Source organism: Trinickia sp. (assembly GCF_036503415.1).
Taxonomy (GTDB): Bacteria; Pseudomonadota; Gammaproteobacteria; order Burkholderiales; family Burkholderiaceae; genus Trinickia.
The window spans coordinates 211,065-235,526 of record NZ_DASXWY010000007.1 but is presented as its reverse complement, the minus strand read 5'-3'; the positions used below and the strand labels follow the sequence as shown (position 1 = coordinate 235,526).

The following is a 24,462-nucleotide window of genomic DNA, read 5'->3' as shown; positions in this document are numbered from 1 at the left end:
CACCGGGTCTTTTTTTGCGGCCGGAGTTAGTGCTTTAGCACTTACACAGGCCGCCTCCAGCGGCTGGCGTGTTCGTTGTCTTGGGCCCGTAGCTCAGGGGTTAGAGCAGTCGACTCATAATCGATTGGTCGTTGGTTCGAAACCAACCGGGCCCACCAAGCATTTGGCCGCGTCCTATGCAGATCACTGAAACCCGCACCGCGTGAGGCGCTGCGGGTTTCTTTTTGTCGACAGAGTCCGCTACTTCCACTTGGCGCCGAGCGTCTCTAACCCGGCTTTCTGAAGGTCTTCCGGTACCATCACCACGCGAAACTCACAGTCAGCGTTGAACGTGAGAAACCACGGCTCGGCAAATGCGGGAATCTGCGACGGCTCGTCGAGATTGATGATGAGGATGGCTCCACGGCGCCCGCTTTGCTCCGTGAAATAGGCGGCTTCAGGTTTCATCTCGTCGAGTATCTTCGATATCACTTCTCCGATGGTGCCGTCGCGCACAAACGCATTGAAGGGCTCATGGGGAATATGTACGTTCAGAAGCATGCGCATGGTTCTTCTCCTTGCCGAGGATTTCACGGGCCGCTTCAAGCGTAAAAGATACTCCGTGCCGCTTTAGTGGGCTCGGCAACACTTACTGCGCATCGGCTCGCAGCCCTACTGCGTGAAGGCGGTCTGGCTACAACGGCAAAAAACCCTCATAAGTAATTTTATATTCATATTTGAAAGAACTGACGAAAGAAAACGCCAGACAAATTAAAAAATACGGGAGGGATTTGCAATTCAATGTTGTCAGGTTATGATGGCGTATCGTAAGGATTTCCTGAGCATTCGCAAGCAAAAGCCCAGGAAAAGTTGCTGCCATATATCCGCTGAATGGGTAATTAGTGCCCGACATGCAGCCGGACTGGATTGAGGAGACGACATGCTGAGCCCCCATGAGTTCGCCACCCTGATGCTGATCAAGCATGCGCCCGACCAGATCGAACTGGACCGCGCCGAACTCGACACGCTGTTGCAACAGCGCCTGATATCAATCGAAAGTCTTCCGTCGGGCCATCCTCGTCCTCATGTGACGAACGAAGGGGCATCTTTCCTCATGGCCGTCGCGCGTAGGCGCTAGAGATCGCGGCCGACGCTGACGCACCCGGCTGCTGCGGCGGCCACCGATGAACACGTAATCGAAGCATCTTTTATTCGACTTGAACGCGTAGTGCCTCCATGTAGCAAGCCTCCGAAGTTTGATGACGCATGCCGCCTGGCAGGCGCCGTTGCGCTCCGGACAATTTATTTCCGCCGTTCAACGAACTATTCGATCCATATGGTTTCGCGCGGCGGGTTGAGCCCAAAGGAATTTCAATAATGGTTTTATCGAGTCCCGAGCAAATTGCCGCATCTCAGAGTGCCGGCCTCGACGCATTCTTCGGTTTAACCGGCAAAGTCTTCGAGTGTGTCGGAAAACTGGTCGCACTGAACATGCAGGTCGCCAGGTCCACGGTGACGGAGTCGCAGGCGAACCTGACGAAGGCGCCCGGCACGACAGACTTGCAGCAATGGTTCGCACTGCATGCTGGTTTCACAACGCCTTTCGCCGAAAGATCGTTGTCTTATGGCCGTCAGTTGTTCGACATTGCTTCAACCGCGCAGGCTGAGGTCGCTCAACTCGCGCAGGTGCAATACGAGCGCTATAACGCACGCATGCACGAACTCATCGACGAAGCGGCGAAGAGCGCTCCCGCCGGCTCCGAAGCGGCGATCGTCGCGTGGAAATCCGCGCTAAGCGCCGGCGCCACGTTGCGTGAATCGTTGCATAAGACGAGCCAGCAGGCCGTGGAAATGGCAGGGAGCAATCTGGAAGCCGTGACGGCTTCAGCATCCAAGGTCGCCAAACGAAGTGCCGCGGACTGGGCTGCCGTGGTCGCGAGCGGCAAGCGCTGAGCGTGAAGCACTAAGCACCAAGCATCGCGCGGGCAGCCAGGCCCGCGTGATCGGGTTCCTATCTGAATGCGGGATTTCGTTTATCCGTTCTGGATAAGGCGTTCCGCATTTCAACGCATTCCATTTTTGACTGAAGTAGTGCTGCGCCGCATGTCGGCGCGGCTGGTATTTGTGAGGACGATTCGATGGCGAAGCAAATAGCGGTAGTAACGGGTGGCATGGGTGGGTTGGGCGAGGCGATCAGCATCAAACTGCATGACGCCGGTTATGCGGTCGTTGTGACCCATTCGCCCGGTAACACGGGGACGAACGAGTGGCTCGCACGCATGGAAGCGGAGGGGCGACAGTTCCGCGCGTATTCGGTCGACGTCGCGGACTACGACTCGTGCGAGAAATGCGTGGCACAGATCAAAACCGAAGTCGGACCGGTCGACATTCTGATCAATAACGCAGGCATCACGCGCGACGCCAGCTTCAAAAAACTCGATAAGGTCAATTGGGACGCGGTAATCCGTACCAACCTCGATTCGATATTCAATATGACCAAGCCTCTGTGCGAGGACATGGTCGCGCGCGGCTGGGGCCGCATCGTCAACATTTCCTCGGTCAACGGTTCGAAGGGATCGGTCGGTCAGACCAACTATGCGGCGGCCAAGGCGGGCATGCACGGATTCACCAAATCGCTCGCGTTGGAAGTGGCTCGCAAGGGGGTAACCGTCAATACGATCTCGCCGGGCTATCTGGCCACCAAAATGGTCACCGCCATTCCGCAGGAGATTCTGGATACGAAAATCCTGCCGCAGATTCCGGCTGGCCGTCTCGGCAAGCCGGAAGAGGTGGCTGCGCTGGTCTGCTACCTGTGCTCAACCGATGCCGGTTTCGTGACCGGAGCCAACATCGCCATCAATGGCGGGCAGCATATGTGTTGAGCCAAACGCGTCGTGGATCGACCGCGCCATCAATGCGGTACTTGCACCGTGCCGTGGTGTTCCTCGATCGCATTGCTGCCTGGCTTGTCCACGATGGCCGGTAGATTGGCGACGCCGAGCGCCGGCGCGGCGCCCGGCGTACCGCCGCGCGGCACGGTCCTGACCACTTGCGAAGGCGGCAGCGGGGCACCGTTTTTCAGGTGGGCCCACATGAGATTCAGCGCTTGCAGGTAGTAGTAGTGCACGGGCACGAACCGCGTATCGAAGTCAGGCACGCCGAGGAATGCGTCGAAATGTTGGCCGTTCGTCACCTCGTACAACGCAAGCTGGCTATGCGGTTCGCGAACGCTATTGGCAGCAAGAGCAACCGGGTTTTCGCCGTTTTCGGGCATCGGTTTCGGCTGCGGAAGCTCTCGCCCTCGATGACGATGCGGTAGGCGCCATGGCGCAGCCGAGCGTCCGAATATCGCGGCTAATTCGGCGTCGTCCGGAAACGGCCGGCGAGGGGGATCAAGCCAGCCGCGATCGAGCGGGACCTGCTTGACGGTCTTCAGCTTGCCACGCCCCATCAGGCGCGCGGCGGCAATGCCGCGGTCGGAATCGCCCTGACGCATGCGCGCCGGGACCGGTCGATACTCAAACAATTCGAACCTCCTTCGACTCATCGGCTCTCCAGGCAAAAAGCCCGAAGCTACCGGGTTGCGGAAATTCGAAGTGCGCTTCGGGTTGGCGCCCGACAGAACAGCGAGCCATGCCGCATGGCTCGATTTCGCCGATCCCGAAATGGCTCGAATATGCCGGTGAGCGACGTGCCGTTGCGTAGGAAAATTCGCAACTTGAGCGAGATACTCGGAAGGTGTCACTCGAGGAATGCCAGCCTCTTGCGACGTAATCCGTGCCCTCCTCGCCTAGCCTTGGCAGGGGCACCTCAATCTCTTTTCCCGCGGGAATGCGCTAGTTGTCGACTCTTCCGGCCTTGCAGACAAGTTGCGTGCGTTCAACGCATGGCGCTGTGGGATGAAAACAAAAGTATGGCTGCAACAAGAGGGATCTTTTTAATGGTCATGGCTGTATCGCTGTTAAAACGTATTGATATCCAGGTCCGTCGGAATGTCGCAAGACGCCAAAAAACGTCTGGGGCAATTTGCCCGAGCGCGAGACGCATCGGCGCTTCCCGCAATTTGCTGGCTTCGTCCGAGCGGTCTCTGCTTGCCGTTGTGAGTCCAAGTAAAAAATACTTATCATCGAGAGTTGGCGAAAAATCGAAACGTTTTCATTCGGCATAAATTTCCGCGTAAATAATGGCGATTTTCACGAAGTCCGAGTAGCGACGCAAATCGTTGTAACTGCTCAGTTTTTTAATTTAAGATTCCCCTCTTCTGATTTGCCGGTGCCGCTGGAAGGGGTTATTGATATGGGTAGGTCAGCTCATTCGCTCATGCTCGAGACGGGAGTCGAGCAAGCCAACCGAACGCTGATACTGCAAACCCCGGACGGGACGCCTACGCTCTTGCCTCAGCGCGTGGTCGGCGAATCCCGTATCGGCCGAGGCTTTGAACTCATAATCGACCTCGTCTCGCGAGAGCGAACCCTCGAACTCAAAAAGTTGATGGGGCAGCCGGTCACGTTGTGGGTTCTCCAGCCTGACGGCACGTATCTTCCTTATCACGGCTATGTATTCGCAACCCGCCGCCTCGGTGGGGACGGTGGCCTCACGTACTATCAGCTCTCGCTGTCGTCATGGATGCGATTTCTGCGGCACCGAAAGGACGCGAGAATTTTTCAAGACCTCACGACAGCCGGCATCATTGCGCAGGTATTCGAAGGCCATGCGCTCGCGAGGGGACATTACCGGTTCGAGGTCGGGGACGCGGGCGCCAAGCGCTCTTATTGCACACAGTACGAGACCGATGCGAACTTCGTCCACCGGCTGATGGAATCCGAAGGCTGGTTCACGTACATCGAACAAGCGAACGACGGGAAGTCGCATACGGTCGTCATCACAGACGACATTGACCGGTTCAGGCCGCTCGATTCGCATGAGGTCACGTTTTATCGTGGCGAGAGAGAAGGCCGTACCGACACACTCGTGGAGTGGGGCAGCGAGCGCATCGTCGAGAGCGTTGCATACGCGGTGCGCACGGCCGATTACAAGCTCCCGAGCATGCCGAGAGCGCGCGCCGGAACTTCCTGGGCGCAACGCGGCGGAGTGCCCCAAGAACTCGAGGTCTATGAGTACGCGGGGCACTACAGTTTTCCGGTGAGCGAGGGGGGCAGAGACCCGGGCGAACGCTATGTTCGCATTCGCCTCGAGGAGTTGGATTCTCGGAGCAAGCGATTTTTTGGCGTTGGCAGCGTACGGTGCATGGATGCGGGCCGGTGGTTCAGCTTGAAAGGCCATCCTGAGCATGACGCCGATAAAGCTCAAGACCGGGAATTTGCGACCATCGCCGTTCGTTGGTACATCCAGAATAATCTGCCGCTCGGCAACAGCCGCCCTTTTCCGCACAGCTTGCAGCGGCAAATGGCACAAGTTCGCGCGGAACACAAGGACCTCAAGACGGTGTTTACGTCGACCGATCCAACCGGCGGCGAAAGCTTCTTTCTCGTCGAGATCGAGGCGCAACGCAAGGGAGTCCCGTATCGGAGCCCGTTCGAGCACAAGAAGCCGGCAATGCATATGCAGACGGCAACGGTTGTCGGGCCGGCCAATGAAGAGGTGTACACCGATGAATTGAACCGTGTGAAGGTGCAAATGCATTGGGACCGGCTCGGCAACACCGATCAAGCGTCTTCATGCTGGCTGCGCGTGGTTTCGCCGCATGCGGGGAGCACGCTCGGGGGCGTATTCGTTCCACGGGTAGGCCACGAAGTCGCCATCGATTATATCGACGGAGACTGCGACCGGCCCGTCGTCACGGGCGTGCTTTTCAACGGTATCAATACGCCGCACTGGCATACGAACGGCCTGTTGTCCGGCTTCAAATCCAAGGAGTATGGCGGGTACGGTTTCAATCAGCTCGTTTTCGATGACTCGACGGCACAAAGCCGCGCACAACTTTATAGCTCGACGGCAAATTCATATCTCCACATCGGCTACCTCGTCGACCATAGCGGCAATACACGCGGGAACTATTTGGGCACGGGCTTCGATTTGAAGACCGACTCGTCGGGTACCGTGCGCGCAGGACAAGGGCTTTATGTTTCGACCTATGCGCGCGGCGGCACATCGAGTCAGGCGCTCGATGCCAAGGAGGCGACTCGGCATCTGATGGATTCGAGCGGCGTAATACAGCGACGGTCGCTCGCGGCGGCAGACGGCCAGGCTGAGGGGCTGGATGAGGCACAAAGCGCAATCAAAGACTTCGCCGCATCCACACAGAACGATGCTCAAGGAACGATGAGCGGTGGCCGCACCGCTGGCGGCGGCACCGGTACTGCGAACTCATTCTCGCAGCCCATCATGCTGCTGGCGAGCCCCTCCGGTATGGGATTGTCGACTCAGCAATCGCTGCACGCGGCGGCTACCGAACATATCAACCTCGTGAGTGGCTCCAGCACGTATGTATCGGCGGCGAAGTCCTGGATTGCGAGCATCGGCGACAAGCTCAGCTTTTTCGTGCAAAACGCCGGTATCAAGTTGTTCGCTGGCAAAGGCAAAGTCGAACTCCAAGCGCAATCGGACAACATCGAAATTACGGCCGACAAGACCGTGAAGGTTATTTCGACGGCTGGCGCTGTGGAGGTCGCCGCGCAAAAAGAGATCACGCTCAAAGCGGGCGGTGCAACGATCCGGCTGGCCGACGGAAACATCTATCTACATGCGCCGGGAACGGTCGAGGTCAAGGGTGCGCAGTTCGTGGTCGACGGACCAGCGAATGAAGCCAGGTCCGCACAACTCGCGGCAGGCAAGTCGTGCGCCCAGCAGATGGGGGCCGCGGCACAGTCTGGCGCTGCGCTTGTATAGGTCATCACATGATTCACTACGTCATCGTTGAGCCCCTCAACGGCAAGCTCGAATTGCCGGGCGCGCCGCCTGTCTACGACGTCGGTGAGCTCGTTCCCGAGACACGGCCGGAACTGGAGGGCACGGCGCCCATGCTGTATTGCGCTGAGCATCCTGACGAGCAATTGCCGGCACTGCGTGAGCAAGCGGAACGCGACCGAGCCGCAGGAACGCCGCCAGTCATCTGCGCCATTCTCGAATCCGATAAAGCATCCACTCGATTGCGGCGGCATTTGGCGAGCCGCCTGCTGCTGCCAAACCCTACAGAAGGAGCGTCACTTTTCCGGTTCTACGATCCGCGCGTGTTTGCGCATTTGCGATGGATACTGAAACCCGAACAACTCGGCGCGCTGATGGGGCCCGTGACGCGTTGGTCTTATCTCGACAGTGCGGCAGGATGGGTGAGACTGGAGGGCGCAAAAGCCCCGAACGAGGAGTTTGCAATTACGAAGGAGCAATACAAGCAAGTTACGCGCATCGAGATCATCGAGCGCGCAGTTCAGATACTGCTTGGCAGCGGTTCGTCCCTCGAGCCCGGCATGCCTTCGCTGCTCGATGCCCAACTGGCGAAGGGCGAGACGTATGGCCTTTGTGGCGCTGACTTGCTTGCGTTCGCTCTGCACGGCGCGGTCGTCTCTCCGTATTTCGACCGCCATCCTCGTGTGCGGACCGTGTTGCAGGCGCCTGACAAAGCGCCGTACGCGGAGACCGTCGCACGTTGGACGCAGCGCGATTGGGAAGCCATTGCGCACGAAAGCATCCAGTACCAATGACCGCGGCATCGCCACGCGTTTGAACGAAACAAGAATATGGCTTACGACTTCGACTTCTCGAATATCGGTCAGTTGACGACAGCGGCAATGCAGGCATCCACGCGCGAGCCCGGCAGCTGCAACATGTGCAAAAAGAAGGGGCTGCCCATCTTGCCGGTCCGTTACTCCGTGTTCGCCGATACGAAGGCGCACAGCGCGGCCCGTGCGATGAGACTCATGGGCGGAAAGTTCGGCGAGGGGGTGACGAATATCGCGCTGAAAAAGGCCAAGTACGCGTTGCGAACGCTGCGCTACGGCTATGTGTACGTGTTCTATCCGAAGACCGGGCGTTGGCAAGCATATGCGGTGACTGTCGAAGGGAATCTATACAAATACCCTCTCGACATGAATATCGACCGCAGCCTCGAGCAGCCGTTCAACTGCCATCAGACCGGACACGCGCAGTTGGCGCAGTGCATCACAATAGAGGATGCCGAAAAGGCAGGCGTCGTCTATATCGCCTTCAGCGACGAGCGGTGGACGAAAAAGGTCCGCGACGCGTATGCATCGAACTTCATGGGCTGCCGCGACAAGCGAATGCAAAAGTTCGACGCAGCTGGGTGGTTCAACGGCAGCACGCAGCAGCATCACGCGGAAAGCGCGACACACGTTGCCGACCTGTTGAGCGAGTACAAGGCCAACCCTTCGGAGGCACTAACGAGCGCTCTCTTCCCGTATCACAACCGCGCCGGACAAGGACCGGCGTTGAAGAAGGCGATGGACTCAATCACCCCAGACAAGGGGCTCGTTTTCGCGCTCTGGGACCCGGTCGGGATCACGCAAGAATTGAACTTCGAACAGCGGCTGGCATTCGGGGCTGCGCTCGAGCCATACGGGCACGGGATCTGGACCGCGAGCGCCATCGATGCGTTGCACGAAGCCGTCGTTGCGTCGGCCAAGGAGGACGTCGAAAACGGCTCGCGTCTGCTCGAGTCCAATGCCTACGAGGGGTTGGGCACCACGGCGATTTTCGACGGCGGGAAGCTGCTCGAAAAGCAACTGAAGAGCATCGAGAAGATGAAGGAAGCGGGTCTCGTCAGTGCCGGCCCCGAAGCCTGGAAACCGTACACGTTCCACTACCGGCCGCAAGCCATCGACGATTTCAGACAGAATATGGCCGCGGCGTTGGAGCAAGAGCAGGCGAGTACGCTGGTGCCGCTTTCGCAGGACCACCAAGCTTGGCTAACCAGTGCTGCGCTGTTGGACGTATTCCAATTCGACTACGAAGAGGGAAATTGCCGAAGCGGTGTGAGCTACACGAATACGCTCACAAACTGCATCGAGGGCGCGGCGGACCGCAAGGAGACGGTCAATGTGCTCGTCAAGTGGGCGAAGGGCGATGTCTCCGATAAGCGCAACCCCCTGCTGCGGGCGTTTGTTTTGAACCACCCGGTCCTGGGGGAGAAGGTCAAGGAGGCTTCCAGCTATCCCTACATCGAGCTTCGGGAGTTCGTCGCAAAGCTCATCGAGTCGTACAGCAAGGTCGCAGATGTGGCTGAACACTCGGACCGTGGCCTCAAACGTGCCCTCTCCGGTTCATTCGCACATCTTCTGCAAGAGGTGGGCGGCCCAATCGTCGAGGTCATTAGCTCGGGCCTGGATGCGGGAGCCGCCAAAGTCATTTACGCGGCGATATGCATGCGAACGGGTAAGCTCTTCGAATGCAAGGCGATATGGGGTTCGCCTGCCCAATGGGTAAGCTACATTGCGCGGCAGATGCGGGAAATGATGCCGGGACGGCAGCAGGTAGACATGCTGGAGGTGCAGAAAGGGCTTCAGCAAAAGGCCGCGCCAGCCGGCGAGAAGGACCTGGAGGTCAAGGCGAAGCAGTTCGTGCTGGTTCAAAGTCAGGAACAGGAAGCGGCGAACCTGACGAGTGTCAAGGCGGGTCCGAATGTGTCGAGTCAGATGGCCGCCGCGACGTTGACGCCGGACGTGGTCGAGAAGATTTACATGCCGAAGTTTCGTCTTGTCGCGAGGGGCGAGCCAGCCTTTGCCGGCATTGGGGCTATTTTTAATGCCATCAATTTGCGTCTCGCCCGAGCGGAATTAAAGAAGTCCAATCGGTTCAACGAGACCGAGAATGACGTCAAGTTTGGCAATGCGGTAGGAGGGCTTGTAGCGAGTGTGGCGCAGTATAGTGCGGCAACGCTGGAGAGTTTCGAGAAAGGAGGCGTCAAGCTGTCCGAGAGCCTGCTGCGGTTCGGGCCCGGCTTCCAGTTTGTTGGGCAATTCGGCGGAGCGGCGGTCGGTCTCGTGGCAGCGGCGATTGACGGCTATCATGCCTGGAATGACTATAACGAAGGGAATTTCACGATGTTTGCTTTGGACGTGGCCTCCGCATCTGTCGGCGTCGCGCTTGCTTACGCTGCAATATTTCTCTCGGCTTCTGCCGCTGCGATGGTCGCATTGCCTCTGCTTCTGTTAGCAGCTGTGATTGGCGTACTGATGAACTACTTCAAGGGAAGAGATGCTCATGAATGGCTTGAACGCTGCTATTTCGGATTGAAAAAGGCCGGCGAGAGGTTCTCAAACCTGGAAGAGGACCGGAAGGCATTTATGGCAATGCTATCGTAACGGAGACGGAAATGGCGTTTGATGGACTGTCTTGGTATCGCCTGAACAGGCCAGTGACGCAGGAGGAGCAGGCTGCCCGCCTTCCAACTGCGCAGCCCTGCTCTGAAACCGCGAAGGACGGCAATACCGTCTTCTCGATGAGCGATTGTTGCCTGGAGATTTCGGATGCCAAATATTGGGACAAAGGGCGTGGCCTTCTGGCGTTCTTATTGCCGGGTACGTTTTCGATCGCAGGCACCGGTCTCATCTTGTGGATGATGACTCACGTTCCGCCCGTCTATAAAGAGCGAGGGGAACTTGGGCTTGTATACGGAACCCTCAGTTTTTTCTTGGTGGTAATGCTTTGTTTCATCGGCCTCGGCGTGTGGGGCTTAACAAGGGAGTGCTTCGGCTATACGCGCAATCCTATCCGGTTGAATCGAGCTAATCGGACAGTGTATGTCTTCCGCCGCAACGGGCGGGGTGGTGTGCTTTCGGTGCCATGGGACAAGGCATTGTTTTATGTTGAGCGCAAGCCTAGGGCAGGTCTGATGAAAACTGCCCCGCGTATGGTCCGTTGTCTCGTCCTCGACGGCAATGGTAAGGTCATCGACACGTTTTCAGTGGGGAAACGTCTTGTTTTGGCGTTCGACGAGAACAGCGCTTCCGGCCGGCTGCTGATGGATGAGCTTTATCAATGCTTCGAATTCTATCGACGATTCATGGAGGACGGCCCGTCCTCCGTGCCGCCCGTGACAGAGTTTTTGAGTACGGAAGTCTCATTCCGTAACACGTTGAAGTTGTATTTTGGAAGCGTTTCCGACATCACTCATTCAGGACATCCTCTGCTCTGGTTGCTTTTCGCTATCACGGCACTTCCGACCTTTATGCAGGCAACTGTGCATTACCTGACCCAACGGACCTGCCGCGAGCCAGTTTGGCCGGAAGACGTCGAGCGTGCGTGTACGCCATCCCTGAGACGGCCAGAAGGAGTGGCATCGTGAGCCGCCGGTTCATCCGCAAGGGCGACAAGACCGACCACAACGGCGTCGTCGAAGACGGCATTGAAAACTCGTCGTTCCAAGGCCAACTGTTGGCGTACCTTGGTGGCCGTGTGCGATGCCCGGCCTGCGGGACAGAGGGCGTCATCATCAGCGACGGCTCTCCACGCACGATGACCGCTAGGGGCAAACAGGTCGCGCTTGAAAACGACCTCTGCCAGTGCAAATGCGAGCCGCTGCCGAAGCTCATCGCATCGCAGGCACTTGGTTCCATAGCGACGTAATCAGTCGCGCGTAGTTTTCGGGCCGACCTCGAGTGCGCGCGCGCGCATGCGGGCTCAAACAGTTGTGGCGCTCATTGCGGCGCTTCGAGCGTGGCGACGGAACCGACTCCGATAATCCAACCTTCGACCTGGGCCACGGCCCGCTCCCGGTCAGTCAACGGTGGGCGCAGCACCTGTTGAAGACGCTCTTCAGCGTCGGCCGAGTCGTAGCCAGTTGGCGATGGCGTACGCATCGTACTGGTCGGCGGTCATGTTCTCCGTGCCCCAGTGGCGATCGCCGGCAGCGCTTCCGGAAAACGACAAATCCTCGGCGGCGAGGGAACAGAGCTCAGCGTAACGCCGCGCGCAATGGTCGGTATGAACCAACCGCCTCCACGTGGTCCGGTACTCTCCAGATCACGTGGGGCGCGGCGTCACCGACCATTACGCGGCTCGGACATCACTGCCTGATCAATGCGGTATCAGCACCGTTCCGTGATTCGCCTCGATCGCATTGCTGCCCGGATTTTCCACGATCGCCGGCAGATTGGCTAAATCGAGCGCCGGCGCGGCACCCGGTGTACCGCCGCGCGGCACGGTCCTGACCACTTGCGAAGGCGGCAGCGGGGCACCGCTCTTCAAGTGCGCCCACATCAGATTCAGCGCTTGCAGGTAGTAGTAGTGCACGGGCACGAACCGCGTATCGAAGCCAGGCACGCCGAGAAATGCGTCGAAATGTTGACCGTTCGTCACCTCGTACAACGCAAGCTGGCTATGTGGTTCGCGAACGCTATTGGCAGCAAGATAGGCGCGCGATGCGTGATTAATCGGCACGAGCGCATCGCTGCGGCCCTGTACGATGACAGCCGGCTTTCCATGCAGTTGGGCATTGACGCGTATCGCGTCGACGCTTGCCGTCATGCGCGGGTCTTGACCGGTCCATAACGCGCGCAAGCACGCCGCGCCGGCGAAGCTCGCATCCGCTGTTGCAAGGCGATGGTCGGCCCCTCCCGGCGGCACCGGGTTATAGACGAGATTGATGCCATTGGTAGGCGGTATCCCATTCCCCAGGCCGAACACCGTTGGCATCGGCGAAGCAGCCGGCGGAAAACCGGCCGCACCCGTCGCCGGATTCGTCGTGCCGAAACTGAATCCGCACAGATTGTCCGTCACACTCGAACGCGTGTAGGTGTCGGCATAGGTAACGGCAACGGCCGGTACGGCCTGCGAGTCCCACATCGGCGCGTGCAGCACGTCCGAATCGGCCTCGTAGCCGGCCGCATGAAGCCGGGCGAGCGCATCGGTTGCCTGTGTCTGGGTGTCACTGCCATTGACCATTCCCGCTGCCGCCAGCGACGCGCAGCGCGCTGTCCGAATCGCGGTTGTCGTCGCAACGGGCAAAGCGGTCAGATAAGGCGCACCGGCCGCCGCAGGCGCCAGTGCAGCACAGGGTTCGAGCAGATTCGCGAGCGTCATATAGTCCGCGAGCGGCTTGCCTGCGGCGGCGATAAGCTGGCCGCCTTCCATCACGCGCGCCCGCCCCCGCATGCGAACGTTGATTTGCGGCTCGCCGACGACAACAGCCGTAATCCATCCACGCCTGTCTTGCTCGGCCGCCGCCAACGCGGCCCCACCACCGTTGCTCACCGACGCGGCGATCGTCGTGATACTGCCCGGCTCGTAGCGCACCCGGTGATCGGACGCATCGGCGACCGGTGCGAACTGCCGATTCAAAACCCAGTAAGCGAATTGGACTGCCGCAAGCGTATCTCTGCCCCAATCCGCTTCCGGATTTTGCTGCGAATGCGCATGCTTGAACGCATATCGATTCGGAAATGCCTGATTGAATGCGGCACGGTCTTTCGACGAGACATTCGCGGTGAACAGGCTTTGGGTGCCGGCCGCCGTTGCGTCGGCCAGCAGGCCGTCGATCAGTGTCACACGATTCGTCATGAGTTCGTGCGCGCCATTGCCCGTGCCTTTGTCCGTATAAGCGACCGCACAGGCGCGCTTGAGGCCCCACTCGCCGGCAGCGGAGATGGCACCGTAGACACCGCGCGAGCCCGATGACGTTGCCGTGACAATGCAAGGATTCGCGGGATCGAAGCTGTTTGGCACTTGAACGAGCAGCGTCACATTGCGCCGGCCACTGCCGTCGTCGGCGTAGGCCAGGTATTCGGTGCCCGCGATTTTGCCTTCGCCGAGCGTGTCGTTCCCGTTCAGATCGACGTTAGGTCCCCAAAATCGCCCGTAGCCGCCTGTTGCCGTCATGTCGACGAGCGCCCGATAGTTCGACCAGATGGCAAGCCGCCGCAGCTCCGCTGCGCTTGGGTGGGCCGGATCGGCAATCGCCGGCGCGGGACCCGCCAGCCCTGTCTTGCCGAGGCCTGCGGTCAGCAAATCGTCGGTGACGCCGTCGTATGAGGTCACGCGAAGGCTGTCCGGCACGATGAACGCGGGCAGACGGTTGTGTACACGTTGGCTGGTATCGGACTCGTCGGCCGTTGCAGGTAGAGCCAAGGCGGCACCGGCTAATGCGGTACCGAGAATTACTGCTGCACTCCAAATCGAAATCGGAACATTTCGCATCTGAGTCTCCAATGCAGAGCAGTCGTTTTCAGTCATTTTGGCGGCGGGGGGCGCCAGCCGAGAATGTAGTCGTTCCGGGCGCAAATTGGCAGCCAAATTTTCGTGGTGTTCGACCGGCCCGCCGTTACGCTATTAGCGCCTGCGTATTTCGCGCGAACTCCGTGAAGCATTCGGCTGGGCAAAGCCCCTTTTTCGCGCGGAGCGAACCGCGATGTCGATTTCGACCGCCGCCGTTCGTCGTAGCATCAAAGGCGTAACGAGCGGCCGACGTCATGAGAAGGCGAAGGCTGCTACGCCTGTCGATCATCCACCAGAGGAGATAGGACAATGCGAGTCATGGTAATCATCAAGGCGTCGAACGAATCTGAAGCGGGGAAGATGCCGAGCACCGAGTTGTTGACGGCAATGGGCGAATTCAACGAGCAGCTCGTCAAAGCCGGCATCATGCTGGCCGGCGAAGGCCTGCATCCGAGTTCGAAGGGCAAGCGCGTTCATTTTTCCGGGCGCGAGCGAACCGTAGTCGATGGACCGTTCGCCGAGACCAAAGAGCTGATTGCCGGCTTTTGGCTCTGGGAGGTGAAGTCGATGGATGAGGCGCTCGAATGGGTCAAGCGCTGCCCGAAGCCGATGGAAAGCGACTCGGACATCGAAATCCGCCCACTTTTCGAAGCGTCCGATTTCGGTGAGGAGTTCACGCCGGAGCTGCGGGAGCAGGAGGACCGAGTACGCGGGCAGGCCGACGAACTCGCCAAGCGATCGCGTTGAGGCGTGGGGGCAACGCCGGACTCTCTCCGGCGTTGCGCGGGTTGCCAGGCCAGGCCTGGCCCTGGATCAGCCTCGCCGGCGACGGACGGCCTCGGCCAAAGCATCGAGCACGGGTTCGGTTTGCGCCCAGCTCAAACACGCATCGGTGATCGAGACGCCATGTCGCAACGCCATGCCGGGCTTGAGATCTTGACGTCCTTCCTCGATGTTGCTTTCGATCATGACGCCGACGATGCGCTTTTCGCCACGCGTGAGCTGCTGCGCGAGATCGTCTGCCACGTCGCGTTGGCGCAAGTGCGATTTGCCGGAGTTGGCGTGCGAGCAATCGACCATGACCTGTTCACGGAGCCCCGCTTTGCGCAAGACCGTGCAGGTTTCCTCGATTGCGGCGCTATCGTAATTGGGCCCTTTCTTGCCGCCGCGCAAGATGATGTGCGCTGTATCGTTGCCGCGCGTTTCAAAAATCGCGGCCATGCCCATTTTCGTCATCCCCATGAACGCATGGCTCGCGCGCGCGGCGACGATGGCATCCGCGGCGACCTGAACGCCGCCGTCCGTGCCGTTTTTAAAACCGATGGGGCAGCTCAGTCCTGACGCGAGCTGGCGATGGCTTTGGCTTTCGGTCGTACGCGCGCCGATCGCCCCCCAGGCGATCAGGTCCGCGATGTACTGCGGGCTCAGCAAGTCGAGGAACTCGGTGCCCGCCGGCAGCCCGAGCGCGTTGACGTCGAGCAGCAGCTCGCGGGCACGCCGCAGTCCTTCGTTGATCCGGAAACTGCCGTCGAGGCGCGGATCGTTGATATAGCCTTTCCAGCCGACCGTCGTGCGCGGTTTTTCGAAGTAGACGCGCATGACGACGAACAGCTCGTTTTGCAGTGCGTCGGCCGCGCGCTTGAGCATATGCGCGTATTCGAGCGCCTGATCGTGATCGTGGATGGAACAGGGACCCACTACCGCCAGCAGGCGATCGTCGCGCCCATGCAGGATGTCGCCGATGGCCGTGCGGCTTTTCTCGACGAGCGCCTGTATATCGGGCGCGACCGGCAACTCGTCCTGGAGCAGCGCCGGCGAGATGAGCGGGCGCACCGCGCCGATGCGCACGTCGTCGATGCGGGTCGTGTCCTGCGTTGTGTCCGCCACTCCGACTTCCAGGTCGTGCAGCGGGTTGTCGATATGTTTCAAGTTGGCCTCTCTCAAGCTTCAATGGCAGTCCGGGATTATGGCACTGCGGCGTTCGCGTCCGAAACAAGATCGCCAAACACGCGCGCGCAAAGGTGTTTTGAAAGGCGTTCGTAACATTTCTGTGCGAGGCGCCGCACGCCCTCGGACCAGCACCTGAACCGCCGTTTATTTACATTTTTGTGTCGATTTCGCGGTGATACGTTCGGCATGCCTCCGCGGGGGGAGGCCCGAAAAAAACGCCCAATCCACCGAGGAATGTGGGTCAATCGGACAATCCAGGAGAGCGATCGGAATGATCGGAATGAACGGTTTCGATACGGCCATACAAACATACATGACGCAGCATGCGGTGCATTGGGTATTGTTCAACCATGCGGTGAGAGTGGTTGCGGGGCTCTATACGTTCAAAGGCTTCGTTTTGATACCGATGTTGTGGTGGATCTGGTTCCATCCGAACGAACGCAAAGAGTGGGATCGCGAAATGGTGATCGCGACGATCGCGAGCGGCCTGTTGGCGCTCGCCATCGGTAGGTTTCTCGCCCACTATCTGCCTTACAGGGTGCGGCCGGTTCACAATCCCGCGTTGCACCTGACGTTCCCGCCCGCGGGTTTGAAAGATCCGGCGTTTAGAACCTGGGGTTCATTTCCGAGCGATCACGCGATGCTCTGGGTCTCGGTGGCGACCGGCATTTTTCTCATGCGCTCGCGGCTCGGTCTCTGTGCGCTTTTCTACGCGGTGTTTTTTATTTGCTTGCCGCGCGTTTATCTCGGTCTTCATTATCCGACGGACATCATTGCCGGTGCTGCGCTTGGGGCAGTCATCACCTGGCTGATGACGAGAGAGTCGCTCAGGGCGCGTTTTGCGCGGCCATTGCTCGACGCGATGCAGCGCTTTCCAGCGCTGGGTTACACCATGGCATTTCTTTTATGCTTTGAGCTCATCACGCAGTTCGATGAGCTACTGATGTTGGGGCAGTCGCTTTCGAAGGCGATATGACGTGCATGCGACGCGCTCGCGTTCTTGCTAGCGGGCGTGTCGCCGACGATTGCGCTCGTGCATGAGCTGCGGCATCAATTCCTCGATGTAGTGCCTCGCATGTGCGCGTGTGTGCACCTGTGCAAAGCGCCGGTGCGCCGCCTCGCGCCCAACGAGCGCGATATGGCCTTTCCTGAGCACATGAAGGAATCCCATCAGGCTGCTGCCGTCGGGGACGTGTTCATCGTCGCGCGGATCGGGGGAGGCGGTCGGGGTCATGAGCCAATCCTTTGTGGGCAGTCGTTACGGCACGTCGTCGTGACGAGCGTCAGCAGGTCTTTGGCGTGGCGGTCCCGATCGGTCAGCGGCGCGAGGCCGAACAGGCGCTCCAGCGTTGCAGGGATCGAACTGTGGTCGTAGACCGTCTGATCGACATGTCCCCGAGCGACCCACGGCGATACGACGATCGCTGGAACGCGTACCCCATAGATGTCGAAGCCGAAGCCGCTCGCGTTCAGCGTTGCAGACGCGCCGTCGTTCGGCGGGACGGCGGCGCCCGGTTTGACGGAATCGTAAAAGCCGCCATGTTCGTCATAGAGGATGACAAAGAGGCTGCTGGTCCATAGCGGTGAGTTGCGGATGGCGTTATAGATGCGCGCGGCGAGCCGGTCGCCCCCGGCAAGGCCGTCCATCGGATGCTGCGAGCTGCCTCCTTCATAGGTGTCGTGCACGATGTCGCCATAGCACGGTTCGATGAACGTGTAGCGCGCGGTATAGCCCGCCGCGAGGTCGGCTTCGAAGTGGGCGAGATCCTCGACATCGAAAAATTCGATGCCCTTTAACGAAGCCACCTGCGGCACGTGGCCCAGGGGCGGTCCCGACTGATCCTGATAGAGCCGGTAGTTGCCTTTGCCCAGCGCATCGAAGATCGAACCCTTGGGATAGGGGAAACCGTTAGTCGTTTCCCATTCCGCCATTTCCTGCCTGGTTGGAGAATGCTCAAGCCCGGCGGACGAGGCGCCATGCAGAAAAAAGCGGTTCGGCCACGTCGGCCCGGGCATCGATGCGTGCCAGCCGTCGCATAGCACGAATTCGCTCGCCAATTCGAACAGCGTCGGCGCTTGCGTGCGAATGTCGACGCCCTGCATGACTTTGCCGACATCGGCCCCGGATAGTCGCGCGCCTTCGGCACCCGTCCTTGCGTAGTTTGCAACGAAGCCGGAGTTGTCGATGGCCGGATACGGTTCGCCGGCGCGATACTGGACGCCGGCGCCACATAGTTGCTCGACGACATCCGCGAACTCGTGACCTGGATCCGTCGGCATCTGAGCGGGCGCGCCGCCGCCAAACGCATATTGCATACGCTCGTAGGTATTGGTGTCCTCGGAGTTGGCCGCGACGATGCCGGGAATGCCCGACAGCGCGAACAGATGATCGAACGACCGGTTCTCGAGCATCAGCACGAATACGTGCCGGATGGGGGACGGCGCCTGCGGCGATGCGGTGATTGCGGCTGCGTTCATAGCGCCTCTTTTACGGTTCGTCGAAGATGGGGCGGAACGGGGCGGGCACTGCGTGGCACTCGATTGTAGTGCAGACGTTGCAGACTTAGCCGAATGTTTCGGTAATGAAATCGACGAAGCTGCGCAGTTTCGGCGTGGGGCGGCGGTCCGGCGAGAAAAGCAGGTGCATCGGGCGCGCCGGTGTTTCGTATTCGGGCAGCAACCGCACGAGCCGTCCGGCCTCGACATCGTCGCGCAGCAGCTCCCATGGTTGAAGAATGATGCCGAGACCCTCGAGTGCGGCCATCCGCAATGCTTGCCCATTATTGATGGCAAGCCGGCTTTTGACCTGCACCATGTGGCGTCCATCGGGTCCGGTGAATTCCCATTCGGCAATCGGCGGACGGGCCCAGTAGGTGAAGCCGAGGCACTCGTGATCGGCGAGGTCCCGGGGGTGCCGGGGCGTGCCGCGCTCGGCGAGATAGGCGGGCGCCGCGCACGGCAAAAGCCGATACGGCGCGAGCGCTCGTGCAATCAGCCCGGAGTCCGGCAACTGCGCCACACGGATCACCGCATCGTAGCCTTCATCGACGAAATCGACGATCCGGTCGCTCAACGTGAGATCGATCTGCACATCCGGATATTGACGCAGGTACCGCGCGAGCATGGGCGTGAGGCTGTATGCGCCAAAGCTGACCGGCGCGTTGACGCGCAGCTTGCCGCGCGGTGTGGCTTGCAAATTGGCGGCGAGCGCGTCCACGGCATCCATCTCGGCCAGCACCGATTTGCTGCGTTCGTAGAAGGCCTGCCCGGCCTCCGTGAGGCTCTGGCGGCGCGTCGTCCGATTGATGAGGCGCATGCCGTAGCGTTGTTCAAGCAGACGCACGTGTTTGCCAACCATCTGGGAGGACAGCCCGAGCGCCGCCCCCGCGGCCGCGAACGAGCCGGTTTCCGCGGCCTTGACGAAGACGGACATGCTCGCGAGTCGATCCATGATTCGAAACCACCTGTTTCGATAGATGCGTTGAACGCGCGATTTATCGCGCCGATGCGTCGAATTATATTGAGTCCTCCTAAATTGGACAGGAGATCGATCATGTCACGTGTCGTGCGATTTCATCAGAATGGCGGTCCCGAAGTTTTGAAGATCGAAGAAGTCGACGTACCTGCGCCGGGCCCCGGTGAGGTGACGCTGCAGGTCAAGGCCATTGGGCTCAACCGGGCGGAGTCGATGTTCAGAACGGGACGGTATGTCGAAACGGCCGTCTTTCCGGCACGGCTGGGCTATGAGGCATCCGGTGTCGTGACCGCGCTCGGTGCGCGCGTCGAGAATGTGGCGATTGGCGATGCTGTCGGTGTCGTGCCGCCGTCTTCCATTACGCGCTGGGGCACCTATGGCGAAACGATCAACGTACCGGCCGACTTCGTCGTGAAGCACCCGGCAGGGCTCGACTGGGTGCAGGCGAGCGCGATCTGGATGCCGTATGTAACGGTCTGGGGCGCGCTCGTCGACATCGCCAAACTTGGGCCGAAGGATGCCGTGATCGTGACGGCTGCATCGAGCAGTGTCGGCATTGCCGCGATTCAGGTCGCAAAGCTGGTTGGCGCGACCGTGATTGCGACGACGCGCACGCATGCGAAGCGCGATGCGCTGCTCGGGTGCGGCGCTGACTTCGTGATCGCGACGCAGGAAGAGAGTCTGGCGGAACGCGTGAAAGAGATCACGAAAGGGGCGGGGGTGCGTGTCGCGTTCGATCCCATCGCCGGTCCGATGCTGACCGAGCTGGCGGACGTGGTATGCAACGATGGCATCGTGCTCGAATATGGCGCGCTGAGCCCGGAGCCCACCGCCATGCCGCTTTTTGCCATGCTGAGCAAGCGGATCGTGGTTCATGGCTATACCTATAAGCGCGTCATACTCGACGCTCAACGCTTTGCCGAGGCGAAACGCTTCATCCTGGCAGGGCTTTCATCGGGGAAACTGAAACCGGTCGTCGATCGGACGTTCGCATTCGACGATATCGTCGAGGCGCATCGCTATCTCGAATCGAACGAACAGTTCGGGAAAATTGTCGTGACGGTTTGAGGGTTCGCCGCGTTCGCTGCGTTTGGGGCTGTCCAGTTCCCGGACGCGGCAAACGCCCGAAGGCTGCACAGATGCGTAGCAGCACCGACAGAATGGGATAGACCTAAACCGAACCCGCAATATACTCACGCAGCCAGCGATGCGCTGGATCCCGATGCGAGCGCTCGTGCCAAAGCATCATCATCTCGTAGCCAGGTACTTCCAGCGGGGCTTCGACGATACGCAACACGTCCGTGTTTTGCACGAGGCGCGCCGGCAGCATCGCAACGAGATCGGTATTGGCCAGCACCGACATCACGAACGTGAAATGCGGCACGGAAAGCGCGACGCGGCGCGCCATGCCTTTCGCGGCCAGCGCTTTATCGGTGGCCGCGTGAAAACCACCGCCATCCGGCGACACGATCACATGCTCGAGCGCGCAGAACTGCGCGAGCGTGAGCCGTCTTTTGAGGCGCGGATGTCCCTGCCGGCCGACGAGCACGTATCGCTCCGCAAAGAGCAGGCGGCTGCGTAAGCCGGCCGGTGCATTGTCACGCGTATGGAACGCGAGATCGATCAGCCCCTCGGCCGCCTGCCGCGCGAAGTCCGCGGGCACCATCTCCACTACCGCGAGCCGGGTGCCCGGTGCTGCCGCGCGCAGACCGCTCAGCACCGGTAGCAAAACGGTCATTTCGCTGTAGTCGGTGGCGGCCACGCGCCACGTGTGGTCGGCCAGAGCCGGGTCGAACGGTGCCGCCGGCGAGATGGCATGTTCGAGCGCTTCAAGAGCACGCCGCAGCGGCTCGCGCAACGCCAGTGCGCGAGCGGTCGGGCGCATGCCGCGCGCGCCCGGCAGCAGCAGCGGATCTCCGAATATCTCCCTGAGTTTGGCCAGATGGACGCTGACCGATGGCTGAGAAAGATGGAGACGCTCAGCAGTTCGTGTGACGTTGCATTCCGAAAGAAGCACGTCCAGCGTCATCAGTAGATTCAAATCGAGCTTGCGGAGATTAACCACGCCAATACCTGAAATAAATGGAATTCATTTCCATTATGCCTCGGGTGACCACTATCCTGCCGATATTCCGCCAATTGAAAAAGGTGCCGTCGTGAATGTCCTGATCGTCTATGCCCATCCGGAGCCCCAGTCGCTGAATGGCTCGCTCAATCGTTTCGCCGTTCGTCACCTGCGCAACACAGGGCATGAGGTGCAAGTCTCCGATTTATATGCGATGAAGTGGAAGGCGACCCTGGATACCGATGATTTCGTCGATCTCGAGCCGGGCGCTCGCTTCACCCCCTCGCTCGCTTCAAAGCATGCGTTCGAAAGCGGTACCCAACCGGACGACGTCGTCCGTGAGCAAGAAAAACTGCGTTGGGCGGATGCGGTCATTTTCCAATTCCCGCTCTGGTGGTATTCGATGCCCGCGATCATGAAGGGCTGGGTCGAACGCGTCTATGCGTACGGGTTTGGCTATGGCGTGGGCGAGCACTCGGATCGACGTTGGGGCGACCGCTTCGGCGAAGGTGTCATGGTGGGCAAGCGCGCGATGCTGATCGTGACGGCAGGCGGCTGGGAGTCGCATTACAGCGCTCGCGGCGTCAACGGGCCGATAAACGACCTGCTGTTCCCGATTCATCACGGCATCCTGTACTACCCCGGCTTCGATGTTTTGCCGCCGTTTACGGTCTTTCGGACCGGCAAGATCGACGAGGCAAGGTATGCGTCGATATGCGACGCGCTGCGTGGCCGCCTCGACGAACTGTGGACCGCCAAGCCGATTGCGTTTCGCCCGCAAAATGGAGGCGATTACGCTATACCCGAATTGACGCTGCGTGACGAGGTCGCGCCGGGCCAGTCGGGTTTTGCGGCGCATGTCGCATAGAGCGGAGAGTTCAGGCGCACCGCACTCTCGGCAAGAACTCGAGGCGAACGGACATCAGGGCGCGGCGTTCGATGCGGGAGCCGCGAACGCATAGCGGCTCTTTCCTGTGCGCTTGACCTGATACATGGCTTCGTCGGCCGCGGCAATGAGCCGGTCGTGATCCCGGATCGGATCGGGACAACTGGCGATGCCGATGCTCGCGGTCACGAAGCCGACGCCCAGACGGTCCGCCGTCTCGCTCACCGCTTTCATGAGTCGTTGCGCGATCGCGGCCAATTGCGTTTCGTTCACGAACTCCTGCACGAGCACGGCGAATTCGTCTCCACCGATGCGCGCCACTACATCGGTCACGCGCAGCACGTGCTGAAATTGGTTGGCCACGGCGACGAGAAGCTCGTCGCCGGCACGATGCCCACGCGTATCGTTGATGGCTTTGAATCCATCGAGATCGATGTAGAGGACGGCAAACTTTCGGGGCCGGCCGTTCTCGGCCGCCTGCGCCGACTTTGCCGCGGCGACTTCGATCGCATCGAGCAGTCTGCGCCGATTCGGCAAGCCAGTCAGGGCATCGTGCAATGCGGCTTGCTTGAATTCCCGCGATTCATGGGCCAATTGCCGATTGCGCGCGGAATACATGACGAGCGCAGTCATCAGCGCGCCGAAGAGCACCGCGGAGAGCACGATCAGTGCATCCGCCACGCGCGAGAGCCGTGTGCGCATATCCGCTGTGGTGCGATCGCGCTGGGCGCGCCAGTACGCAGCCGTGAAATCGAGCAGTGTGCGCGTATCGTCGAGCGTGGCGCTGGGCGAAATCGCGGACTCGGGAATGCGCGACGTCTCGAACGGGCTTGCATTCACGAGTGCGGCAAGCGTTTTCAGACGGTTGTCGAGACTGGCGCGTGCAGCTTGATAGGCAGCGGCGGAAATATCGTCGATGTCTCGCGTTTGCGTGGCTTCGCTGACGGTGGTGCGGGCCGCTTCGGCGCGTTCGATCGCTTCGAACACGAGCCCCACGTATTCCTGTTTCAACTGATCCGAAAAGATCGCCTTGATTTGCAGTGCCAAAAAGAAAAAGCCGATCAGAAGAAAACTCAGCGAGGCAATCGCCATGACGCGAGGGCCGGCCCGCAACCGCGGGGCGGGGGCGTTCCCGTCCCAAGGGCGCCATGGTGGCGGCGCGCTATGGGCGACCGAAGGCGTCTGGCTGACGTCGTGTGCCATGGTGGCGATAGTTGGACGGACGGAAAAACGCAGCGATCTTCCTAAAGGGATTGCGGCTCGTCTTGGCGTGGGCCGGCGCCTCGGCGCGCGTGGATACCGTCGCGCGTTTGGCCGAGGCCGGAGCGGGGTGGGGCGGCTCGGGCTGCGCCGCTGCGACCGCAGGCTGAGCGGGTGCCGGCGCAGCAGCTTGCGCTGGCGCGGCACGCTCGGTCAACTGCGGCGTGAGGGTCGGCTGAGGCAGCACGATGCCAGCGGTCGCCTGGATCGGGGGCGGTCGATCGTTGAGCCGCAACGCGCGTCGCGCGCTTTCCATCGCATTCGCGTAAATGCGCTGATCGTGATTGAACCAGACGCCGTACGCCACGGTTCCCGCCACGCCCAGCGCAAGCGAGGCGGCCGAAACCGCCAATAGGGCAGGCCGCACGAATCCTGCGCGCGGCGCGCTCATCTGTTCATCGAATCCCACGGGGGCGTGCGCATTCGGCGCGGCCCAATCGGGCGCCGCGCCGAGACTGCGGGATTCTTCTTGCGTCGTCTTGTACATCGCTTACTCCGACCCCGATAGTTGAGCCTCATGTTCAAAATCGACGGGACAATTTAATCCGGCCGCGTATCGGTGGCAACCCGATGGCTGGGCGATACGAACGATATGTCATATGTGTGGTGCAAAACACACAAGGAGCAGGGTGCGAAGCGTCCGTTCGGCGGCATGGGGACGATCGTCTCGCGTCTGTTCCCTTGGGCGTGCGAAGAGGCGCAAGGAGTGTGCCCGCGCGC

Annotated in this window: 21 protein-coding genes, 1 tRNA gene and 1 pseudogene; 13 read left to right on the top strand and 10 right to left on the bottom strand. The window is 60.3% G+C overall.

Translation table 11 applies throughout. The features are described from left to right. The first annotated feature begins 82 nt into the window (after nucleotides 1-82). Nucleotides 83-158: transfer RNA gene (locus VGL01_RS02025), tRNA-Ile, on the top strand. A gap of 82 nt (nucleotides 159-240) precedes the next feature. Here VGL01_RS02025 and VGL01_RS02020 read toward each other — a convergent pair. Then, on the bottom strand, nucleotides 241-546 hold the full coding sequence (locus tag VGL01_RS02020; protein ID WP_331566539.1) for a panthothenate synthetase: 306 nt from the start codon (nucleotides 544-546) through the stop codon (nucleotides 241-243). A 373-nt stretch (nucleotides 547-919) separates the two neighbouring features. Here VGL01_RS02020 and VGL01_RS02015 point away from each other — a divergent pair, with 373 nt between their 5' ends. The 3 genes from VGL01_RS02015 to phbB all read left to right on the top strand — a co-directional run bounded on the left by VGL01_RS02015 (nucleotide 920) and on the right by phbB (nucleotide 2,861). After that, on the top strand, nucleotides 920-1,117 hold the full coding sequence (locus VGL01_RS02015) for a hypothetical protein (protein ID WP_331566537.1): 198 nt from the start codon (nucleotides 920-922) through the stop codon (nucleotides 1,115-1,117). A 239-nt stretch (nucleotides 1,118-1,356) separates the two neighbouring features. Then, nucleotides 1,357-1,932 carry a TIGR01841 family phasin gene (phaP, locus tag VGL01_RS02010; protein WP_331566535.1) on the top strand — a complete coding sequence of 192 codons (576 nt, stop codon included), beginning with the start codon at nucleotides 1,357-1,359 and terminating at the stop codon, nucleotides 1,930-1,932. 185 nt (nucleotides 1,933-2,117) lie between these two features. Next, nucleotides 2,118-2,861, top strand: a complete 744-nt coding sequence (phbB, locus tag VGL01_RS02005; protein ID WP_331566533.1) for an acetoacetyl-CoA reductase — start codon at nucleotides 2,118-2,120, stop codon at nucleotides 2,859-2,861. Nucleotides 2,862-2,890: 29 nt separating this feature from the next. Here phbB and VGL01_RS02000 read toward each other — a convergent pair. After that, a pseudogene (locus VGL01_RS02000) lies at nucleotides 2,891-3,253 on the bottom strand (3-hydroxybutyrate oligomer hydrolase family protein); the annotation flags it as partial. Nucleotides 3,254-4,275: 1,022 nt separating this feature from the next. Here VGL01_RS02000 and VGL01_RS01995 point away from each other — a divergent pair. From VGL01_RS01995 to VGL01_RS01975, 5 genes are read left to right on the top strand one after another with little or no spacing between them, the layout of a single operon-like run. Further along, complete coding sequence (locus VGL01_RS01995; RefSeq protein WP_331566531.1) at nucleotides 4,276-6,828, top strand: type VI secretion system Vgr family protein; 2,553 nt, start codon at nucleotides 4,276-4,278, stop codon at nucleotides 6,826-6,828. A gap of 8 nt (nucleotides 6,829-6,836) precedes the next feature. Continuing rightward, entirely contained in the window at nucleotides 6,837-7,640 is an 804-nt protein-coding gene (locus VGL01_RS01990) for a DUF4123 domain-containing protein (protein ID WP_331566529.1), read from the top strand. 36 nt (nucleotides 7,641-7,676) lie between these two features. Further along, on the top strand, nucleotides 7,677-10,256 hold the full coding sequence (locus tag VGL01_RS01985; RefSeq protein ID WP_331566527.1) for a T6SS effector BTH_I2691 family protein: 2,580 nt from the start codon (nucleotides 7,677-7,679) through the stop codon (nucleotides 10,254-10,256). Nucleotides 10,257-10,267: 11 nt separating this feature from the next. After that, complete coding sequence (locus VGL01_RS01980) at nucleotides 10,268-11,239, top strand: DUF6708 domain-containing protein (protein ID WP_331566525.1); 972 nt, start codon at nucleotides 10,268-10,270, stop codon at nucleotides 11,237-11,239. After that, complete coding sequence (locus VGL01_RS01975; protein WP_331566523.1) at nucleotides 11,236-11,520, top strand: PAAR domain-containing protein; 285 nt, start codon at nucleotides 11,236-11,238, stop codon at nucleotides 11,518-11,520. Before VGL01_RS01980 ends, VGL01_RS01975 begins: the two co-directional genes overlap by 4 nt. Nucleotides 11,521-11,970: 450 nt before the next feature. Here VGL01_RS01975 and VGL01_RS01970 read toward each other — a convergent pair whose 3' ends face one another. Next, complete coding sequence (locus VGL01_RS01970; RefSeq protein WP_331566521.1) at nucleotides 11,971-14,088, bottom strand: D-(-)-3-hydroxybutyrate oligomer hydrolase; 2,118 nt, start codon at nucleotides 14,086-14,088, stop codon at nucleotides 11,971-11,973. A gap of 327 nt (nucleotides 14,089-14,415) precedes the next feature. Here VGL01_RS01970 and VGL01_RS01965 point away from each other — a divergent pair, with 327 nt between their 5' ends. Then, complete coding sequence (locus tag VGL01_RS01965; protein ID WP_331566519.1) at nucleotides 14,416-14,853, top strand: YciI family protein; 438 nt, start codon at nucleotides 14,416-14,418, stop codon at nucleotides 14,851-14,853. A gap of 66 nt (nucleotides 14,854-14,919) precedes the next feature. Here VGL01_RS01965 and VGL01_RS01960 read toward each other — a convergent pair whose 3' ends face one another. Next, on the bottom strand, nucleotides 14,920-16,035 hold the full coding sequence (locus VGL01_RS01960) for a 3-deoxy-7-phosphoheptulonate synthase (RefSeq protein ID WP_331566517.1): 1,116 nt from the start codon (nucleotides 16,033-16,035) through the stop codon (nucleotides 14,920-14,922). A gap of 301 nt (nucleotides 16,036-16,336) precedes the next feature. On the opposite strand from VGL01_RS01960, the gene VGL01_RS01955 reads away from it, so the two are divergent. Then, nucleotides 16,337-17,032, top strand: a complete 696-nt coding sequence (locus VGL01_RS01955; RefSeq protein ID WP_331566597.1) for a phosphatase PAP2 family protein — start codon at nucleotides 16,337-16,339, stop codon at nucleotides 17,030-17,032. A gap of 27 nt (nucleotides 17,033-17,059) precedes the next feature. Here VGL01_RS01955 and VGL01_RS01950 read toward each other — a convergent pair whose 3' ends face one another. The 3 genes from VGL01_RS01950 to VGL01_RS01940 all read right to left on the bottom strand — a co-directional run bounded on the left by VGL01_RS01950 (nucleotide 17,060) and on the right by VGL01_RS01940 (nucleotide 19,507). After that, nucleotides 17,060-17,290 (bottom strand): hypothetical protein, encoded by a 231-nt coding sequence (locus VGL01_RS01950; protein WP_331566515.1) that lies wholly within the window; start codon nucleotides 17,288-17,290, stop codon nucleotides 17,060-17,062. After that, nucleotides 17,287-18,534, bottom strand: coding sequence for an alkaline phosphatase family protein (locus VGL01_RS01945; RefSeq protein WP_331566513.1), 1,248 nt, complete (start codon nucleotides 18,532-18,534; stop codon nucleotides 17,287-17,289). Before VGL01_RS01945 ends, VGL01_RS01950 begins: the two co-directional genes overlap by 4 nt. A gap of 85 nt (nucleotides 18,535-18,619) precedes the next feature. After that, the gene (locus VGL01_RS01940) at nucleotides 18,620-19,507 is read right to left on the bottom strand and encodes a LysR substrate-binding domain-containing protein (protein WP_331566511.1); all 888 of its coding nucleotides are present in this window, start codon (nucleotides 19,505-19,507) and stop codon (nucleotides 18,620-18,622) included. A 102-nt stretch (nucleotides 19,508-19,609) separates the two neighbouring features. Here VGL01_RS01940 and VGL01_RS01935 point away from each other — a divergent pair, with 102 nt between their 5' ends. Beyond that, complete coding sequence (locus VGL01_RS01935) at nucleotides 19,610-20,599, top strand: zinc-dependent alcohol dehydrogenase family protein (RefSeq protein ID WP_331566509.1); 990 nt, start codon at nucleotides 19,610-19,612, stop codon at nucleotides 20,597-20,599. Nucleotides 20,600-20,702: 103 nt separating this feature from the next. On the opposite strand, the gene VGL01_RS01930 is transcribed toward VGL01_RS01935, so the two are convergent. Further along, nucleotides 20,703-21,596 (bottom strand): LysR family transcriptional regulator, encoded by an 894-nt coding sequence (locus VGL01_RS01930; RefSeq protein ID WP_331566507.1) that lies wholly within the window; start codon nucleotides 21,594-21,596, stop codon nucleotides 20,703-20,705. 91 nt (nucleotides 21,597-21,687) lie between these two features. Between VGL01_RS01930 and VGL01_RS01925 the strand changes: the two genes are divergently transcribed. After that, nucleotides 21,688-22,464 (top strand): NAD(P)H-dependent oxidoreductase, encoded by a 777-nt coding sequence (locus VGL01_RS01925; protein WP_331566595.1) that lies wholly within the window; start codon nucleotides 21,688-21,690, stop codon nucleotides 22,462-22,464. Nucleotides 22,465-22,518: 54 nt separating this feature from the next. Here the strand turns inward: VGL01_RS01925 and VGL01_RS01920 are convergent, their stop codons facing one another. Next, nucleotides 22,519-23,574, bottom strand: coding sequence for a GGDEF domain-containing protein (locus VGL01_RS01920; RefSeq protein WP_331566505.1), 1,056 nt, complete (start codon nucleotides 23,572-23,574; stop codon nucleotides 22,519-22,521). 70 nt (nucleotides 23,575-23,644) lie between these two features. Then, nucleotides 23,645-24,229 carry a hypothetical protein gene (locus VGL01_RS01915; RefSeq protein ID WP_331566503.1) on the bottom strand — a complete coding sequence of 195 codons (585 nt, stop codon included), beginning with the start codon at nucleotides 24,227-24,229 and terminating at the stop codon, nucleotides 23,645-23,647. Nucleotides 24,230-24,462: the final 233 nt, after the last annotated feature.

Coding starts and splice junctions, on each gene's coding strand:
- VGL01_RS02020 (WP_331566539.1), bottom strand. CDS start 546: ATGCGCATGCTTCTGAACGTACATATTCCCCATGAGCCCTTCAATGCG.
- VGL01_RS02015 (WP_331566537.1), top strand. CDS start 920: ATGCTGAGCCCCCATGAGTTCGCCACCCTGATGCTGATCAAGCATGCG.
- phaP (WP_331566535.1), top strand. CDS start 1,357: ATGGTTTTATCGAGTCCCGAGCAAATTGCCGCATCTCAGAGTGCCGGC.
- phbB (WP_331566533.1), top strand. CDS start 2,118: ATGGCGAAGCAAATAGCGGTAGTAACGGGTGGCATGGGTGGGTTGGGC.
- VGL01_RS01995 (WP_331566531.1), top strand. CDS start 4,276: ATGGGTAGGTCAGCTCATTCGCTCATGCTCGAGACGGGAGTCGAGCAA.
- VGL01_RS01990 (WP_331566529.1), top strand. CDS start 6,837: ATGATTCACTACGTCATCGTTGAGCCCCTCAACGGCAAGCTCGAATTG.
- VGL01_RS01985 (WP_331566527.1), top strand. CDS start 7,677: ATGGCTTACGACTTCGACTTCTCGAATATCGGTCAGTTGACGACAGCG.
- VGL01_RS01980 (WP_331566525.1), top strand. CDS start 10,268: ATGGCGTTTGATGGACTGTCTTGGTATCGCCTGAACAGGCCAGTGACG.
- VGL01_RS01970 (WP_331566521.1), bottom strand. CDS start 14,088: ATGCGAAATGTTCCGATTTCGATTTGGAGTGCAGCAGTAATTCTCGGT.
- VGL01_RS01965 (WP_331566519.1), top strand. CDS start 14,416: ATGCGAGTCATGGTAATCATCAAGGCGTCGAACGAATCTGAAGCGGGG.
- VGL01_RS01955 (WP_331566597.1), top strand. CDS start 16,337: ATGAACGGTTTCGATACGGCCATACAAACATACATGACGCAGCATGCG.
- VGL01_RS01950 (WP_331566515.1), bottom strand. CDS start 17,290: ATGACCCCGACCGCCTCCCCCGATCCGCGCGACGATGAACACGTCCCC.
- VGL01_RS01945 (WP_331566513.1), bottom strand. CDS start 18,534: ATGAACGCAGCCGCAATCACCGCATCGCCGCAGGCGCCGTCCCCCATC.
- VGL01_RS01940 (WP_331566511.1), bottom strand. CDS start 19,507: ATGGATCGACTCGCGAGCATGTCCGTCTTCGTCAAGGCCGCGGAAACC.
- VGL01_RS01935 (WP_331566509.1), top strand. CDS start 19,610: ATGTCACGTGTCGTGCGATTTCATCAGAATGGCGGTCCCGAAGTTTTG.
- VGL01_RS01920 (WP_331566505.1), bottom strand. CDS start 23,574: ATGGCGATTGCCTCGCTGAGTTTTCTTCTGATCGGCTTTTTCTTTTTG.
- VGL01_RS01915 (WP_331566503.1), bottom strand. CDS start 24,229: ATGTACAAGACGACGCAAGAAGAATCCCGCAGTCTCGGCGCGGCGCCC.